This window comes from Prevotella sp. PTAC (genome assembly GCF_013166535.1).
Lineage (GTDB): Bacteria > Bacteroidota > Bacteroidia > Bacteroidales > Bacteroidaceae > Prevotella.
In genome coordinates this window covers 89,986-107,948 of sequence record NZ_JABKKK010000007.1, presented here as the reverse complement: position 1 = coordinate 107,948, position 17,963 = coordinate 89,986, and the positions used below count along the sequence as shown (strand labels likewise).

Annotated in this window: 11 protein-coding genes; 6 read left to right on the top strand and 5 right to left on the bottom strand. The window is 34.8% G+C overall.

Annotation, left to right across the window (positions count from 1 at the left end; translation table 11 throughout):
• The first annotated feature begins 7 nt into the window (after positions 1–7).
• Positions 8–2,578 carry an alpha-glucan family phosphorylase gene (glgP, locus tag HPS53_RS06965; RefSeq protein WP_172205308.1) on the top strand — a complete coding sequence of 857 codons (2,571 nt, stop codon included), beginning with the start codon at positions 8–10 and terminating at the stop codon, positions 2,576–2,578.
• Positions 2,579–2,683: 105 nt separating this feature from the next.
• On the opposite strand, the gene HPS53_RS06960 is transcribed toward glgP, so the two are convergent.
• From HPS53_RS06960 to HPS53_RS06945, 4 genes are read right to left on the bottom strand one after another with little or no spacing between them, the layout of a single operon-like run.
• Positions 2,684–5,605, bottom strand: coding sequence for a PD-(D/E)XK nuclease family protein (locus HPS53_RS06960; RefSeq protein WP_172205305.1), 2,922 nt, complete (start codon positions 5,603–5,605; stop codon positions 2,684–2,686).
• Entirely contained in the window at positions 5,602–8,805 is a 3,204-nt protein-coding gene (locus HPS53_RS06955) for an exodeoxyribonuclease V subunit beta (protein ID WP_172205302.1), read from the bottom strand. Before HPS53_RS06955 ends, HPS53_RS06960 begins: the two co-directional genes overlap by 4 nt.
• A complete protein-coding gene (locus HPS53_RS06950) occupies positions 8,805–10,838 on the bottom strand; it encodes a DUF5686 family protein (RefSeq protein WP_104369904.1) in 2,034 nt (677 codons plus the stop codon). Before HPS53_RS06950 ends, HPS53_RS06955 begins: the two co-directional genes overlap by 1 nt.
• Positions 10,839–10,888: 50 nt before the next feature.
• A complete protein-coding gene (locus tag HPS53_RS06945; protein ID WP_104369903.1) occupies positions 10,889–11,761 on the bottom strand; it encodes an RNA polymerase sigma factor RpoD/SigA in 873 nt (290 codons plus the stop codon).
• Positions 11,762–12,007: 246 nt separating this feature from the next.
• Here HPS53_RS06945 and HPS53_RS06940 point away from each other — a divergent pair, with 246 nt between their 5' ends.
• The 3 genes from HPS53_RS06940 (at position 12,008) to HPS53_RS06930 (ending at position 16,609) form a co-directional block, all read left to right on the top strand.
• Entirely contained in the window at positions 12,008–12,640 is a 633-nt protein-coding gene (locus tag HPS53_RS06940) for a hypothetical protein (protein ID WP_104369902.1), read from the top strand.
• A gap of 93 nt (positions 12,641–12,733) precedes the next feature.
• On the top strand, positions 12,734–13,972 hold the full coding sequence (locus tag HPS53_RS06935) for a rhamnogalacturonan acetylesterase (protein WP_172205299.1): 1,239 nt from the start codon (positions 12,734–12,736) through the stop codon (positions 13,970–13,972).
• An 18-nt stretch (positions 13,973–13,990) separates the two neighbouring features.
• Complete coding sequence (locus HPS53_RS06930) at positions 13,991–16,609, top strand: glycosyl hydrolase (RefSeq protein ID WP_172205296.1); 2,619 nt, start codon at positions 13,991–13,993, stop codon at positions 16,607–16,609.
• 236 nt (positions 16,610–16,845) lie between these two features.
• Here the strand turns inward: HPS53_RS06930 and HPS53_RS12775 are convergent, their stop codons facing one another.
• Positions 16,846–17,058: a hypothetical protein gene (locus tag HPS53_RS12775; protein ID WP_007567577.1), complete on the bottom strand. Its 213-nt coding sequence runs from the start codon at positions 17,056–17,058 to the stop codon at positions 16,846–16,848.
• 106 nt (positions 17,059–17,164) lie between these two features.
• On the opposite strand from HPS53_RS12775, the gene HPS53_RS06925 reads away from it, so the two are divergent.
• Positions 17,165–17,575, top strand: a complete 411-nt coding sequence (locus HPS53_RS06925) for a hypothetical protein (RefSeq protein WP_004291538.1) — start codon at positions 17,165–17,167, stop codon at positions 17,573–17,575.
• 161 nt (positions 17,576–17,736) lie between these two features.
• Positions 17,737–17,952, top strand: coding sequence for a hypothetical protein (locus tag HPS53_RS06920; protein ID WP_004291535.1), 216 nt, complete (start codon positions 17,737–17,739; stop codon positions 17,950–17,952).
• Positions 17,953–17,963: the final 11 nt, after the last annotated feature.

Here is a 17,963-nt window from a genome sequence, read left to right as displayed (position 1 = left end):
AATAATTATGAAAATTAAAGCAGATTATACAAATTCTCCTCAATGGCAGGAGATTACTGTCAAATCAATCCTTCCGGAAGAATTAAAATGTCTGGATGAGATTGCACATAATGTCTGGTGGGCATGGAATTACGAGGCAAGAGATCTTTTCCGTGACTTGGATCCGGAGCTTTATCATGAAATAAACCACAATCCTGTTCTCCTATTGGAAAGACTTAGCTATGAGCGTAAGGAAGAGATTGTAAATGATAAAACTCTCATGGCGAGAATAAATAAAGTGTATGCAATGTTCCGTGAATACATGGATGTGAAACCGGATGCAAACCGTCCGTCCGTAGCATACTTTTCTATGGAATATGGTTTAAATCATGTCCTGAAAATTTATTCCGGCGGATTGGGAATGCTGGCTGGAGATTACCTGAAAGAGGCCTCTGACAGCAATGTTGATATGTGTGCCGTAGGATTTTTATATCGATTCGGATATTTCACACAGTCACTTAGCATGGATGGCCAGCAGATAGCTAAGTATGAGTCACAAAATTTCAATTCATTACCGATTGTTCGTCAACTTGATAAGGACGGAAATCCGTTGGTGGTAGATGTCCCTTATACAAATTATCAGGTTCATGCCTATGTTTGGTGTGTGAATGTAGGTAGAATAAAATTGTACCTTTTGGATACCGATAATGAAATGAATTCAGAATTTGACAAGCCGATCACTCACTCTCTTTATGGTGGTGATTGGGAGAATCGTTTGAAGCAGGAAATACTTCTTGGTATCGGAGGTGTGCTTGCTCTCAAAAAACTTGGTATTACCAAAGATATTTATCATTGCAATGAGGGACATGCCGCTTTATGTAATTTGCAACGTTTATGCGATTATATAGATGGCGGCTTGACATTTAACCAAGCTATGGAGCTTGTAAGAGCTTCTTCATTATATACAGTTCACACTCCTGTTCCGGCGGGTCATGACTATTTCGATGAGGGATTGTTTGGTAAGTATATGGGAGCATATCCGGCAAAGTTGGGCATTACTTGGGATGAGTTTATTGGAATGGGACGTAATAATCCTGATGATCATGGAGAAAAATTCTGTATGTCTGTCTTCGCATGTAATACATGCCAAGAAGTTAATGGCGTAAGTAAACTCCACGGTTGGGTGAGTCAGAAAATGTTTTCACCGATATGGAAAGGTTATTATCCGGAAGAGAACCATGTCGGATATGTGACCAATGGTGTGCACTTCCCTACTTGGACTGCTACAGAATGGCGTCAGTTGTACTCTAAGTACTTTGATAAGTCATTTATGGGTGATCAAAGCAACCAAAGTATTTGGGAGGCCATATATAATGTACCAAACGAGGAGATTTGGAATACACGTATGGCTCTTAAACAGAAATTGGTTGATTATATCCGCTTGCAATTCCGTGAGGCATGGCTTAAAAACCAAGGAGATCCATCGCGTGTAGTGTCATTGCTTGAAAAAATTAATCCGAATGCATTGATGATAGGTTTCTGTCGTAGATTTGCAACTTATAAGCGTGCGCATCTGTTGTTTACAGATCTTGACCGTTTAGCTAAGATTGTAAATAATCCGGAACATCCTGTACAGTTCTTGTTTTCAGGTAAAGCGCATCCGGCAGATGGAGCAGGTCAAGGTTTAATCAAGAAAATTTATGAGATCAGCCAACGCCCCGAGTTTTTAGGAAAAATCATATTCCTTGAAAATTATGATTTCCAATTAGCTCGTCGGTTGGTTTCAGGTGTCGATATTTGGATGAATACTCCTACACGTCCGCTTGAAGCATCTGGTACTTCAGGAGAAAAAGCCGAAATGAATGGTGTCGTTAATCTGTCTGTTCTTGACGGTTGGTGGCTTGAAGGATATCGTGAAGGCGCAGGATGGGCTTTGACAGAAAAACGCACTTATCAGAACCAGGGTTATCAAGACAAACTTGATGCGGCAACAATTTATAGTCTTCTTGAACGTGAGATAATCCCGCTATATTATAATAAAAACGAAAAAGGATTTAGCGAGGGTTGGATAAAGGTGATAAAGAATTCTATTGCCCAAATAGCACCTCATTATACAATGAAGCGGCAACTTGATGATTATTATGATAAGTTCTATGAAAAAGAGGCCATACGCTTTAAGACTCTTGCTGCTGATAATTATCGTTTGGCAAAAGATATTGCTCAATGGAAAGAGGCCGTGGCAGAACGTTGGGACTCAATAAAGGTTGTTTCTTATGAGTGGGATATACCGTCAACGGGCATAGAAATGGGTAAAAACTACTCTTTGAAATATGTTATAGACGAGCAGGGGCTGGATGATGCTGTTGGTCTGGAACTTGTTTCTATTACACAGGACAAGAACGGTGAAGAGCGGATTTCAAATATAATTCCATTTAATGTAGTTGCGCATGATGGTAATTGTTATACTTTTGAAGGAAAATTAGAATCTAATAATGCCGGAATATTCAAGACGGCAGTTCGAATGTATCCAAAGTGCGATAAGCTACCTCATCGCCAAGACTTCTGTTATGTTAAATGGATAGAACTTCCGAATGCATAGAATGATTACATAGATTAAGTATAAGTGATATTATTTTAATTAGTCCTAAAAGCATTTGCTTTTAGGACTAATCTTTATGGTAAAACTTAAACCTAATTTACAGTTTCATAATCTGCAAATTAGTGAGTAGGGACAATAGGTACATGTCTCATTGTTTGATGTTGGTGTAAATGGTATAGACATATTGAATATCTCATTAATTGTGTGAGACAGCAATTCTTCAAATTCTTTTTTTACATCAAATATATCTATTACAGGTTCTTTAGATAAGCATAGAGTAGGATCATAGCTGTCTTTTGTTGAAGCATGTTGTATAAACAATAATGCTGGACTTACTGGTAGATGTGAAATGTCAGTATTTGCAGACGATCGAATAATAAGACTGTATAAAAATGATTGAAAATAATAATCAATATGCTTGGAAATATTTGAAGTGTCAAAAATATCATCTATATTGTTTAAAGATTCAATATTTTTATTGCCTGTTTTATAATCAATGACTCTTATTCGCTTACCGAATTTATCTGTAATACAGTCTAATCTATCAACACGACCTCCTATTGTAGTTGTAAAAGATGTGGCATTAATACTAATATTCCAGTCTGCGATAACGTCTTCTTCCAGACTTATGATTTGAAATGGAGTAAATTGCATATCTATCTTAAGCAATTTTCGAATATATGTAATTATGACTTGACGGTTTATTAAATGCAATCCGGTATAATTGGGGCGTGATTTTTTTTCTGATTTAAACAATTCTTCCATAAAAGCTTCATCAACAATGTCTTCTATTTGCTTGCGGTTGTCTAAACATTCTTTTAAACATTCATGTGTAATGATGCCATTATTGATTGTTTGCAGATTTTGATATATTTTCTGAGATGCCGAATGAAATATATTTCCGAAAACCCGATTGTCAATCTTATCTATGATGTCCTCTTCTTTATCTTTTATTCCACATACATAATTATAATAAAACTGTTTGGGGCATCTCATATATTGATTAATCGCAGTGGGAGTGAGTAAAGGTGAATTTACTCTTTCTTTGTTTCTTTCACTGTTTTTATCAAATCTATTTATAAGCAAATCAGCGATTGTTTTATTCTTATCGATTTCTTTTGTTTCAAATATCATTGGTTTAGAGTCTGCATGCAATGTTTTATTGATTACATTATGGTTGCTTTCCACCATTATTTGTAGCATGAAACGACTTAATTCGCCTCTCGTTTGACTTTCCGTGGAACTATTATATAAAACTGTAATATCTTTTGCCCGTTGCAGCAATCTATAAAAATAATAGGCATATATGGCTATTTTGTTGTCTATTGTAGTGAGATTGTGTGCTTTACGAATATTATAAGGAATAAAAGAGTTGTCATTTATATCTTTGGGCATATTACCTTCATTGACAGATAAAATCAATAGATTGGTGAAATCAATATTTCTTGTTTCCAATACTCCCATGATTTGTATGCCTTCAATAGGCTCTCCGTGAAATGGTATTGATGTTGTATTAACGACTTGATTAATTAACCGTTGATAAGTAATAACATCAACATTCAAATCACCAGATAGTATTAGACTATAGAATCTATTTATCAATGTATATGTGCGAAATAATGATTCGTGCAGTAACGGATGCTTGATCTCTTTTACATTTGAAGCTATTTCTTTTATTATATCAATAATCCATTTTGTTATAGATTCAATCAATGAAACCCCTCCACTATTATTTATATTCTGAAAGAGTAAAGTACAACCTTTGTCTATACACAATAATTCAGGAGTAGGATAATATTCTTTTTTTTCTTGATTTAGAGCATTATAAAGCATATTATAGTTTTTTGAAATATACTTTATATATGGGTGTTGTAAAATATAATTAACATCTTTCAGTCTATATTTCCCGGAAGAAGGGATAAAACCATTGATTTGCAATGAAATCAATAACGACAAAAAAGATGCTATTGAGGTTTGTGATAAAGGATACCCAGTCGTTATATTTATGGAATTTACATCATCTGGAATGCTATATATGACTGGTAATAATAGATTTTCATTGCACAATATGATTGCAGTACGTGCTCCGGCAGATATTCTATCTTTTTCTTTCAACCATGTACTTACATATCGGGCCTGTACATTTTCAGTTGAAGCAGAAATACATGTAATGTTTTTAGGTTTATTGAAATTATTATATATATCATCATTATTAGTGTCTAATTCATTGGGGAAATCACTTAAATATGAAGAAATATAATGTCCGGCCTCATGGCCATTCATATTATGGTTTTTCATATAATACAGATCAAAGTCCCAATAAAAAACAGCTTTCCCTTCTTTTTTTAAGCGCTTAAAAAGTTTTTTTTCAACTTCCTGAAGAACATTAAATCCAACAAATATGTATTGTTCGTATTTGAACTCAACATAATTGTCATTGGCAACTTGTTTGTATAAAGCTCCTTCATAAGTCTGTCTCTCAATTCTTAATTTGCTATTGAACAATTTATAAATATCATATATCCTGTTCCAAAGATTTAAAAAGCGTTTTTTCAATTCAGAATTATGCTCCTCATTGAAATTGCTGAAGAATTTTTTTAATACTTTTATCTGTTCTTCATTTAAATATGATATATCATCCAATTCATGGATGTCTCTCACATTCATAAAAACTTTCCTTGCGTCAGCCATGCTTTTGTCTATATCATCAAAATCAGAAAGAAGCATTTGCCCCCAATTATAAAAATGATCAAGGGTTTCGGAACTTTTAGTACATTCAAGAAAGCATTTATGCAATTCACATATCAACTTTATCGGATCAGCGATTGTAAATGACGAGTGTGAGCGGAAAAGCTCACTAATTGTTATATAATTAGGACACCATATAGGCTTTTCTGTAATTTGGGCAAGATATTCATTAAAAAAGAGAGAAGCTCGCTTATTAGGAAAAACAATAGCTATCCTGGATAGATCAGAACCATACTTATCTACTATATCTTGGGCTACATATTCTAAAAAATCTTTCATAACTTTTCTATTTTGTTACTATATACAAACCATAAATATCCTTCTATTCTCTTATATCCCATGTTTGCAGCTAAATTCATATATTCCTGCAATTGTTGTTTGTATTCTTCACGAGGAATACCGAATTTAAAATCAACTATGATCATTTTGTTGCCGTCAGTCATAACTCTATCAGGTCTGCGTATTTGGACAGAGCCGTTTGTCTTGTCTTTATATAATATGGCGCATTCGTTATGTATATCCCATTTCCCAGAGAACCAATCAGCTATTTTTTTATTTTCAAGTCTTTCATTTAACATTTTTCTAATATCACTTTTGGTAAATGAATTAAGTATCCCATCTATTTCCAAATTCTCTAATGCTATTTCAATATCTTCTGTTGTGTGTATTTTTGAAAAAATATGATGCAGAACATTACCTGCATTGATATATTCCATTCTTGCACTATCTATGTCATCATTTCCAATGAATGTACGACTTTTATTGCTTTGCCTAAACTCAATCTTTTCTTTGAATGTCTTCAACTGGATTTTAATAATTTCTGGTTTTTTCAGGAATACATTTGATGATTTTTTTTCCTTATTGCTTTTTTCTTCACAAATACTCCCATATTCAAATTCAATGGGAATAGATTTATTCTCCTCTTTAATGAAGTTTGTTTGCAGTTCTTTGGCTATGTGTGGTAAGCATAATTGGATAAGATTAGATCTTGAATTTGTGGTATCTCTTTTGCCAATAACAAATAAATTGTCACATGCCCGTGTAAATGCAACATATAAAAGGTTTAGATTATCAACTGTATTCTGTAAATACTCATGATGATAATCTCTTTCATATATAGTGCCAATCATACTTTTGCTATAGTCGATTGGAGCGATAGGCAATTTGTTGTAAGGAGATATATTAGGTTTACACCATAATATATCTCTTTGTGTTATTTGCCAGTCACAAAATGGAATGATAACGTTATTATATTCCAACCCTTTACTTTTATGTATGGAAATTATTCTAATGCCTTCAAAACTATCGCTTTGTATAGTTTTGTTACATGTGTTGGAATCCCATTCTTCCAAGAAATTAGCAATACATGGAACGTTATTGGATATAAATGTATCTAAATAATCATAGAACGCACATATATATGCACTTTGTCCTTTAATCTCTTTAAGCTTAAATATATCAAGTAATCGTTCTACCAGCTCATACAAAGGCATTTCTTGAAGATTTGCTATTTCATTTGTAAACTCATATGGCAAAATATTCTCTGAATCCTCATGTATAAAATAACATTCATCATAATCATCGTTCTGTGAACTGATGTATGCTTTCATTAATGCCAATTTGGTAATTCGATCATTAGGTTTTATTAATAAACGAAGTGACAATATGAGTATGTTTATAGAAAGTGATGCACTAAGTCGGAATGCCTCGTCTGATACAATATTAAACTCCGGCTCATTTTTTGTAAAGTATTCCGCAATAATAGGAATATATTTATTATTACGAACCAATATGGTAATATTATTTGATGAAATACCATTGTCAATTAGTTTATGCAATGAATTTCTGATCTCTTCTAAAACACAATACTGGTAGTTTTCTTTTGGCAACAGTTTTATATTTATATATCCCTTATCCTGACGTTTATCCGGTATCGTTTGGCAAACATCTGCATAAGCTTGTTTGAGTAGAGTAGAATAGTTTGAGTCATATATTTTATCACATTCTATTTCAATTGCTTTTGAAAAGAAAGTATTATTAAAAAGAATAATATTCTTTTGTGATCTGTAATTTGTTTGTAATGTTTCTATTTTTAATTGTTGATTAGGGCGTTCAAATTGTGACTCTATGCTATTTAATAATTCCCAATCACCTGAACGCCATCTATATATACTTTGTTTGACATCGCCGACAATTAGATTTTTTGTATCTTTATGACTCATGCACTCTTTTAATAAGATCTTAAAATTCTCCCACTGTATATAGCTTGTATCTTGAAACTCATCTATCATTATATGCTTCAAATAACTGCCTATTTTTTCAAAAATGAAAGGGGAATCGTCGTCACCAATTAAAGATTTTAATAGATTTTGTGTATCACTTAATAAAAAACAGTTATTTCTTTCATTTATTTCTCTAACTTTTTTTTCAATTATATCTAATAATCTAAGTTGGTATAGATGACGGAGAGTAAGATCTGAAGATTTATATTTATTCCATTGGATAGGACGTTCTTCGAATGCCTTTTTTAAAATGGGCATTAATTTATCTGTTGCGACTTTATGTATATAGTTTTTTTGAGGATGGGTCTTTGTAGACCATTTTTCTGCAGAGTTAAGACATTCTATGACACGTTTTTTCTCTATGGATTCATCGAAAATTCCATTATTAATATGCAAGAAAAAACCTGCAACCCCACTTGACTTGTTAGATAAATCATCTATGGACAGGTTGGCTTCTTCGAGTGTGCTGAAAAAAGTTTGTGCAATTCTTTGCATGTAGTTTTGTGCGGTTTCCTTGTCTTTCCTAAGAACTGTGATGTATTTCTCAAAGAAATTACCGTTATCAATAATTAGAGCTAATGACTGACTTTCTTGTTTGTAGTAATCATTAAATATTGTTTTCCCAAAATTCTTTATATGATGAATAACATTCCAACTTTTATCATCAGAAATTTTTTCATTAATGTAAGAGATTATCCATTGTAGGATATTGTTATTTTCATCCAATTCTTCAATAATCTCATCTACAGCTTTTTCTTCTATTTGACTATCATTTAGCTCTAAACGCATATTTATATTAATATCCAATTCTCTGGATATATTACGAAAGATTCTTTGAAAAAAAGAATCGATAGTCTCAACTTTGAAATAACTGTAATTATGCATCAGAAAGTTTAATGCGATTCCGGCTTGCGATATTACTTTACTGTGTGATATACCTAAATCTTTACATATAGTTTCTGCATATACATTAGAGTCGGGAAGTTCTTTCCAAATACCATATAATTGGCTTAAAATTCTCATTTTCATTTCTTCTGTTGCCTTATTTGTAAAAGTAACAGCAAGAATGTGTTTGTAATCAAGAGGATTTTTGATTAATAATTTTATATACTCTGTTGCCAATGTAAATGTTTTGCCACTTCCGGCACTGGCCTTATATATAGTTAGCGGTAAAAGCTTATCAATAATATTGTTCATTACCAATTCCTAAATAATTCAAATGTAAATTTATATCCGATTTCATAAAATCCTCCATTTAGAAGACTTCCAAATATTCCTAGTGAAAAGTATCTGTTTGTAATTCCATATCCAACTTCAAAATAAGGGCGTGTATGCTCTATTTGTAATGCACTAATATAAATGCTTTCGTTTTCAATATACTTACCGCACCAGGGGAGCCAAGTTAGAAATAACAAAGGGGATTCATAGGACATATTGGTACGAATGTAATACTTTGAAGCATTGTACCATTGACTGTTTAATAATTGAAATTGCCCAGTCCAATCGTTATCTTCATTTGGAAGATAGTTTTCATGAAAATTAGAAAAGTCAACAAAGAATGATGTAGAACGATTTGTATAGAACCCGCAACCAGTTCGGACTGTATATCGTTTTAGATTCTGCCATTTTTTTTTGAAAGATAAATCAAATTCCCATTTTTCGTACTCCATATTTGACATTAAGAATTTTGATATGCAACGTTCGTAGTTTGCAGTAATAATTGGTCCTTTTGAATTTAGATTCAATTGTATAGATATATTTGGAGCAAAACTACGATATGAAGTAGGTTTGTTCAAATCAGCCATATTATTTTTATTTACTGCATTTCTATAATGATAAATGCATCCAAATAATACTGATATATGTTTATTTATATTGGTATTTGTTGATAATTTTAGAATGTTATCATTGAAATAATCTAATTTCAGAGTTGAAAAATCTATAGTGTCACGATTTTCATTTTTAATGATATCTAAAACTCTTGAATCAGTTATCCGATTTCCTGTAGCGAAAACAAACTCAATCCATCTATTTTTTTTTCTATTGAATGTATATCGTAAAGGAGCGGTAAGGTATATTTTTTTTATTTTAAAGTTATATCCAAAATATGGATTAAATGAAATTTGTTTGTTGTATGAAAAGTTATAATGACCGTTAATCCTCATTTTATATGATAATCCACGACTATGACCATAACTTAGGTAAAGAGGGTTAAATATAGGCGAAAGACGCAAATAGGCATTATCTGTCTCTGCTTTCATTGAGTTTAAAATATGATCACCGATTATATCCCAGGCTACTTCTTTTATTTTAGATGCCTGAGTTTGTTTTTTATCGTAATCGATAGTATCATTATTACTTTTTTTATTGAAATATTCATTATATATACTATCTTCTGTATTTGTAAGAGGTATAGGACGCACCTTATTCATCAAAATATAATTTGATGTGTTCTTTATTGAATCAGAATGAAAAATATTGGTTTGCGGATCATAAAATATATCAAAAGAAGCCTCAATATCGTTTCCTAAAAACTTAAAATAAATCTTTGTATTACTATATTGTGGTAATATCAAATTGTATGAATTATTTGTTCTCATATCTATATTTGTCATAAACCTGATCATATCATATTCTCCGGTAAAACTTGTATATTCAATTCTTCCAGTAGAATTATTAACATGACAAAAACCTTTTATGAGTTGAGTACTGTTTACTCGTGGCTCAAATAGTATTTTAGTGTTTTGACTACTTATGCTGTCTATTATATACTTATAAAATTTCCTGTTATTATAATTAAAAGGGGACAGAACTTTATCATTAAATAATGACATTTCATATAATTGTGGGATTGTATATTTGAATATTACAGGCATTATTTTACGATAATGAGAAATGTTGCCTATTGCTACCTGTGGTTTTATTTCATAATTAACAATATTATTGAATACTATTTTGCCATAGGTCTCTCCAATATAATGTCGTTCTCCTTTAGCTATTGTATACATTGTTGGAATTAAAAATAGGGTAGGGTTGCGCCTTTGGGTTTTAAAACTATATTTCAAATATATACCATACTCCTCACCCTTTATCGGTTCCGTATAATTGCGCTTATATGAAAAAACTTTATTGAAAATAAGAGAATCATTGATTGGTTTACATAAAATAATACTGGGTATAAAAAAATATATACCCAGTACTATTAATATTATGGACCATCTTTCTTTCATAGTCCAAAAATAATAATAAAAAATTGATCTTGCAAAAATATTCAGAAGCTTTATCCTAAATATTTCATAAGAATCTTCGCATTTCCACTATCTCGAAGTTTGGCAATACTTTTTTCACGTATTTGACGTACTCTTTCTCTAGTCAATCCCAATTGGTCTCCAATCTCTTCTAAACCTTTTTCGTGACATCCGATTCCAAAACATTCACGAATAATTGTTATTTCTCTTTCTTTCAGTACTTTATTAAGCACACTGTTAAGTTCTTGTGCCATTGATTCGTGATCAACATGGCGGTCTGTACGGCTGTCATCTCCGCTTGCCATCACATCCAACATGCAGTTGTCCTCTCCATCTTGAAAAGGAGCGTCGATAGATACATGATGCCCGTCAGCCATTAGACTTTGCCCGATTTTCTCTTCATCTAGATTTGTAGCCTCACTCAATTCTGCCACAGATGGATGACGTTGATTTTCTTGTTCAAATTTGTTGATTTCATGATTTATTTTATTCAATGAGCCAACTTGATTTAATGGCAAACGAACAATACGACTTTGCTCAGCTATGGCTTGCAATATGCTTTGACGAATCCACCATACCGCATAAGAAATAAATTTAAATCCTCTTGTTTCATCAAATTTTTGCGCAGCTTTGATAAGTCCGATATTTCCTTCATCAATAAGATCCGTCAGACTGAGACCTTGATGCTGATATTGCTTAGCAACAGACACAACAAACCGAAGGTTTGCCGTAACTAATTTATCCTTAGCGCGCTCACCTTCCGGACCTCCTTTTCGAATTTTTTGGGCAAGCTCAATTTCCTCATCAATAGATATTAGAGGAGCCCGTCCTATTTCAACAAGGTACTTGTCCAATGCCTCACTGGAACGATTGGTAATGCTCTTTTGGATCTTTAATTGTCTCATTGCTTAATTTATATGTAATTTAAAATTAAATTTTTGATGATAAAATGTGTGTAATAATTATATTCAAAAAACGTTGCAAAATTACAAAAAAAACGAATACAGTGTATATCCATATATAAATATTTAAGTTAAAAACACACAAAAAATGGTAAGCTGTTGTGTCTATCCTATTATTTTAGAAATATATAACGTATATTTGCAATCCAAAATTATATATAATTAAGCTACTAATTACATTAAAAATACATGAAAAAAATATCTTTATTGATTATTGTAGTTGTATTTTTTTCAATATCATTGTTGGCGCAGAAAGCTACTGATTCAAGTCGTTTAACTACTGCTTATCCCCAATTTAAACCTGCAATAATAACTTTAGAAACTGGTAAAGTTATAGAGAAGGAGGCTGTTAATGTTTTTATGGCAAATGGTGCTTTGTTATATAAACATGGGAAAACAACCATGCAGGCAGAGATGAAGAATGTGAAAAAAGTCGATTTCGCAGACCGCACATACCTCAAAGTTGATACGATATTGGCGTATATTGTTGACACACTGAAAGATAATAAACTTTTATGTGCGACATTGATAGATTTGGAAGCATATAAATCAGAGATCTTGAATAATAAGCAAATAACAAATTTGGAATTGGGTTCTTATGTTAATGTATCAACAATGGATTTATCTGATATAAATGAATATCCTCTTGTCAATTATTATTATTACGAGCTAAATGGTGAGATAATAAAAGTTCATGAGCGGACTATTACAAAGAAAATCTCAAAGAATAAACGAACGCAGCTCAATACGTTGATGCAAGCACCTGATTTTAGTTGGGATGATATAAAATGGTTGATGAGAGTATTAAAAATAATGACATGAAATCATGTCGTTATTTTTTTAGATAATGGGCATTATGATAAATAGCAATATCAAAACATTGCATAAACAAATTATTTAAATCAATAAAAACAAATGAAAAGAAAACTATTAACTTTAATCGCTTATGTCCCATTAATGGCATTGGCACAAACATTTGATTTTGACATGACGCAAAATCAAAATGTCTATTCGGATTCAATTGGATACGGATATGATATATTACCAGCTCCCAATACAACAAGTAAGTCTCCTTTTTATTTTTCAGTAAAAGTTCCGGATGGTAATTATAAAGTAAAAGTTGAGATTGGCTCAAAGAAAAAGAAAGCCATGACAACCATTCGTGCGGAGAGCCGTCGGTTGTTAGTTGAGAATGTTGCCACAGCCAAAGGAAAAACAGCTGTTTATGAATTTGTGATAAATAAACGCTCTCCTCAAATCAATGATAAATCTAAAGTACGGATTAAAGAACGTGAAAAAGATTATCTGAACTGGGACGATAAGTTGACATTGGAATTCAATGGTGACGCTCCGGCTGTCAGAAGCATCCATATAGAACGAGATGATAGTTGTCCCACCGTATATTTATGCGGTAATTCGACTGTTGTAGATCAAAATAATGAGCCGTGGGCCAGTTGGGGACAAATGTTTCCGAGATGGTTTGATGGTAATATCGCTATAGCCAATCATGCAGAAAGTGGATTGACGGCAGGTTCTTTTATCGCACAAAATCGTTTGATAAAGATTATGTCAACATTGAAACCTGGTGATTATGTAGTGTGTGAGTTCGGGCATAATGATGAGAAAGAGAAGGGGCCTGGTTCCGGAGCATGGTATCATTATTCTAGGAACTTAAAGATTTTTATCGATAACGTGCGCTCTAAGGGAGCTACGATTATTTTTTGTACCCCTACCCAACGCCGTCGTTTTGATGAAACCAAGAAGCATATTATAGATACTCATGGTGATTTTCCTGCGGCTATGAAAGCTGTTGCAGAAAGGGAGGATGTTCCTGTAATAGACTTAAATCAAATGACACGTGAATTCTTTGAAGCTCTTGGATACGAGGATAGTAAGCGCTCGTTAGTACATTATCCTGCGAATACATTTTCAGGACAGGAAAAGGAGCTTGCTGACAATACCCACTTCAATCCGTATGGTGCATACGAAGTAGCAAAAATGGTTGTTATGGGAATGAAGAGACTTAATCTTCCACTGTTGAAATATCTTAGAAATGATTTCAAGGATTTTGATCCAAGTCATCCGGATGATTGGAAAACATTTAAATGGAGTCCGTCTAAGACAGCGGATTTGAAGAAACCTGATGGAAATTAAATAATACAAATAAAGATAATGAAAAATAGATTTATGACAATTATGGCCTTGATGTTTGTCGCTGGAAATGCGGCCGCCCAATCATGGCCTGTTACTGCGATTGAGGCAAAACCCGGTGCACGTTGGTGGTGGCTTGGATCGGCTGTGAATGAGAATGATTTAGAATGGAACATGAAAGAGTATTCCAAAGTCGGTATCGGAGCATTGGAAGTTACTCCTTTATATGGCGTTCGAGGTAATGAGAAGAATGAGTTGCGTTTCCTGTCCTCACCCTGGATGGAAGCATTCAGGTTTGTTAAATCAGAAGGAAACAAAAACGGTCTTCTTATTGACATGAACAATGGCACGGGCTGGCCGTTTGGCGGTCCGAATGTTCCAATAAATGAGGCTGCCGCAAAATTAGTCCATACGGATATTACTGTTACTGGCAAAGAACTCCGCGGCGGAGTGAACATTAGTGTGACAGATGCAAAAGAGAAGCCGTTCGCAAAATTAAGCAGAGTCATGGCATATGGCAATGGAACGGTTGTTGACCTTACCTCAATGACAGATGCGAACGGTATTGTAACATGGAAGAAAGCTCCGAAAAAACAGAGTTTTAGAATTATATCTGCATATTGTTCACGTACACGTCAGCAAGTAAAACGTGCCGCTCCTGGTGGGGAGGGATATGTCATGGACCATTTTGATAAAAATGCCGTGGCTAATTATCTTCAAATGTTCGATAAGGCATTCGAGAGCAATAAGGTGCCCTACCCCAACTCTTTCTTTAACGATTCCTATGAAGTTTATAAGGCGAACTGGACTCCACGTCTGTTTGAAGAGTTTGAGGCTCGCCGTGGTTATAAGTTGGAAGAGCATCTGTTGGAGTTGCTTGGCGAAGTAGAAGATAAAGACAATAAAGTGCTTGTAGATTATAGAGAGACCCTAAGTGACCTGTTGCTGGAGAATTTTACTAATCAGTGGACAGCTTGGGCACATAAGCATGGAGCGAAAACACGTAATCAGGCTCATGGGTCTCCGGCAAACCTGATTGATGTTTATTCGGCTGTTGATATTCCGGAAATTGAAGGTTTCGGCCTTTCGGAATTTGGTATAAAAGGCTTGCGCCGGGATACCGGTTTCACAAAAAAGAACGACAGCGATGTCTCAATGTTGAAATATGCTTCCTCTGCTGCCCATATCAATGGAAAGACCTTGGTGAGCAGCGAGACATTCACATGGCTTACAGAACATTTCCGCACTTCTTTATCACAATGCAAACCTGATATCGACCTGATGTTTACATGCGGCGTAAATAATATGTATTTTCATGGTACATGCTATTCACCCAAAAATGATGTCTGGCCTGGATGGAAATTTTATGCATCGATAGATATGAGTCCGACCAACAGCATTTGGCATGATGCTCCTTATTTCATGAAGTATATAGAGCGTTGCCAGAGTTTTTTGCAAATGGGACAGCCAGACAACGATTTCCTCGTTTATCTCCCGATACGGGATATGTGGGCAGAGCGTAAAGGGAAAGGCCCGGGCTCGTTGTTAATGCAGTTTGACATACACTCGATGGCAAAGAAAGCGCCTGAATTTATAAAGAGTATCATTGAAATAGACAAGGCCGGATATGACTGTGATTACATTAGTGAGAAATACCTGATGGGCACGTCTTATAAAAACGGTATGCTTGAAACAGCGGCCGGAACTCGCTATCATGCACTCATAATACCCGGTAGCGGACGTATGCCCCAAAAGGTTCGTGAGCATATTGATATGCTAAAATCCCAAGGAGCAGTGATTATATACGGGACTTCTGCGGCAGATATGGCCAAGGCAGCCAAGGCTGAGACAATGAAGAGCAAGTACGGATTGCGTATGATACGCCGCAAGAACGACACCGGACATCATTATTTCATAGCCAACTTATCTCCCAATGACATAAAAACCCGCATTCCACTGACCGTAAGTTATGTCGATGCCAGATGGTTTAATCCTCTAAATGGTGAAATATATGCTACGGATACAGATGACAACGGTATATTTATCAATCTAAAAAGTGGTGAATCCATGATTTTGCAAACATATAATGCCAAACAAAATGGAGCTACAGTTGAGCATAAAACAGAAATTGCAGGAATGGGAAAAATCCTTAACGGTAAATGGGATTTGGAATTTTGCAACAGCGCTCCCGCTGTATCCAAGAGTTTCAAACTGGATAAATTACAGACATGGGAGACTCTCGATGATGATTCTGTAAAGGTCACAATGGGAACTGGAGCATATACAACACATGTATATATGACGGCTCAGGAGGCAAAAGCCGACTGGCTGATTGATTTGGGTGATGTGAGAGAAAGTGCGAGAGTGTATATTAACGGTAAATTTATCGGATGCGCATGGTCTGTGCCTTTCACTTTGAATTGTGGAAATGTTTTTAAGAAAGGTGACAATGTTGTACGTATCGAAGTTACGAATCTTCCGGCCAACAGAATTTCAGATCTTGACCGCAAGGGAGTGAAATGGCGCAAGTTTAAAGATATAAATGTGGTAGGTATAAAATACAAGAAATCCGGATATGAAAATTGGGCACCGGTTGAAAGCGGACTCAATTCAAATGTCGTTTTATATCAATATAAATAATCCCACAATTAAAAGAGAGCCGTGAGTCATTATTGCTTGCGGCTCTCTTTTCTATATATTAAATTGTATCGTGATAAAATTTGTATTATAGTATATTATGATGTATATTTGCAACAAGAAGTTACGAAAAGAGTGTAATTTATTGGAAATGAGCGTAGGTTAATTGCTCTTGATAGTAATAGGTTACGATTTAGTTAGTTATCTACTGCATTATCCTTCTGCGCGTTGCGTAACCTTCAAAGAACTCTTCGTATGCAAAAGTAGCTATTTAATTCGAGATTTTGATATAAACTCCCGTTTTTTATCCCCTCATTCATAAGAATTTTCCGTAAAAGCGGTATTGTCCGTCGGCACACCATTGCCCAAAACGAGTTTGGAACAAACGTGTGCCGACTACCGCATAGCTGGAGAAAAGGGCATTGCCTCACGCCTAAACGATGTTTAGACAGATGAAGCAATGCCCCTTTCTTTTGCGCCTATGCCAAGAGGTGCTTTTACGGGTTTTCAAATGATTTTTCTTTTTTCGCTGTCTCTTTTGCCGGAAGCGGAAAGTGAATGCAGAGTGTGTCAGCCTGCCCCATGAATGAAACAGGCGCCCACACACAGCCGGACAAACCGGGAAGAATGATTGTTGCCACCCGGCTGAACAAGTTCCGTCGGATCGGAAACAATCATACTTCCTTTGTTGTGGTTTGCCCTTTTCACGCTTCCGGTGATGTCTTTTTCCTTTTGGTGATTCTTTTTTTTACGGATTTTCCCCTGAAGTTTTTTTCTACACAATCTGCCTCTGTTTTCGTTTACCTCCATTTTGCGCCTTTCAGTAAGCCGCATCAGTCAGTCATTTTCGTTCTGGGCGCAAAGGTAATTCCGGGATTGGACGGGAAAGCAAGGTCAAGCCTCCTGTTTTCGGTAAAAATCTCCAGCCCTGCGGGTAGTATTTTGACCGAAAAACCTTGCATTCCCTAATCCCTACCTTTTCAAGCACCCGAAACGAAAACGACCGATGCGACAGAAAGACGCATAAAAAAAATGTCGGATAAACGAGAGGCAGATAAGATAGTTTGAAACTCAACTCCCTCAGCTCTTGAATCCGCATTAAAAACAAAAAAATCAAAAACAGCGAAGATATGACGGCAACGGCAAATTTCAGACAAATGGCGCAACACATCGGGTTGGCGATATGCGGCTTGATGATGCGCACCGCCTTCGGGGTGTTCGGCATCCTTTGGGGCATCATCAGAGAGATTGTAAACGGAGTGTTCCGAGTGGCGATAGGTGTAATCGTGGCTATCCTTTCCACCATTGCCTTCTTTGGCTTCATCCTTTGGTTATTCACCCTTTAACCCTTACCGAC

Excerpts from the sequence above, each read along its gene's own strand:
- glgP (WP_172205308.1), top strand. The coding sequence starts at position 8 with ATGAAAATTAAAGCAGATTATACAAATTCTCCTCAATGGCAGGAGATT.
- HPS53_RS06960 (WP_172205305.1), bottom strand. The coding sequence starts at position 5,605 with ATGAAAGATTTTTTAGAATATGTAGCCCAAGATATAGTAGATAAGTAT.
- HPS53_RS06955 (WP_172205302.1), bottom strand. The coding sequence starts at position 8,805 with ATGAACAATATTATTGATAAGCTTTTACCGCTAACTATATATAAGGCC.
- HPS53_RS06950 (WP_104369904.1), bottom strand. The coding sequence starts at position 10,838 with ATGAAAGAAAGATGGTCCATAATATTAATAGTACTGGGTATATATTTT.
- HPS53_RS06945 (WP_104369903.1), bottom strand. The coding sequence starts at position 11,761 with ATGAGACAATTAAAGATCCAAAAGAGCATTACCAATCGTTCCAGTGAG.
- HPS53_RS06940 (WP_104369902.1), top strand. The coding sequence starts at position 12,008 with ATGAAAAAAATATCTTTATTGATTATTGTAGTTGTATTTTTTTCAATA.
- HPS53_RS06935 (WP_172205299.1), top strand. The coding sequence starts at position 12,734 with ATGAAAAGAAAACTATTAACTTTAATCGCTTATGTCCCATTAATGGCA.
- HPS53_RS06930 (WP_172205296.1), top strand. The coding sequence starts at position 13,991 with ATGAAAAATAGATTTATGACAATTATGGCCTTGATGTTTGTCGCTGGA.
- HPS53_RS06925 (WP_004291538.1), top strand. The coding sequence starts at position 17,165 with ATGCAGAGTGTGTCAGCCTGCCCCATGAATGAAACAGGCGCCCACACA.
- HPS53_RS06920 (WP_004291535.1), top strand. The coding sequence starts at position 17,737 with ATGACGGCAACGGCAAATTTCAGACAAATGGCGCAACACATCGGGTTG.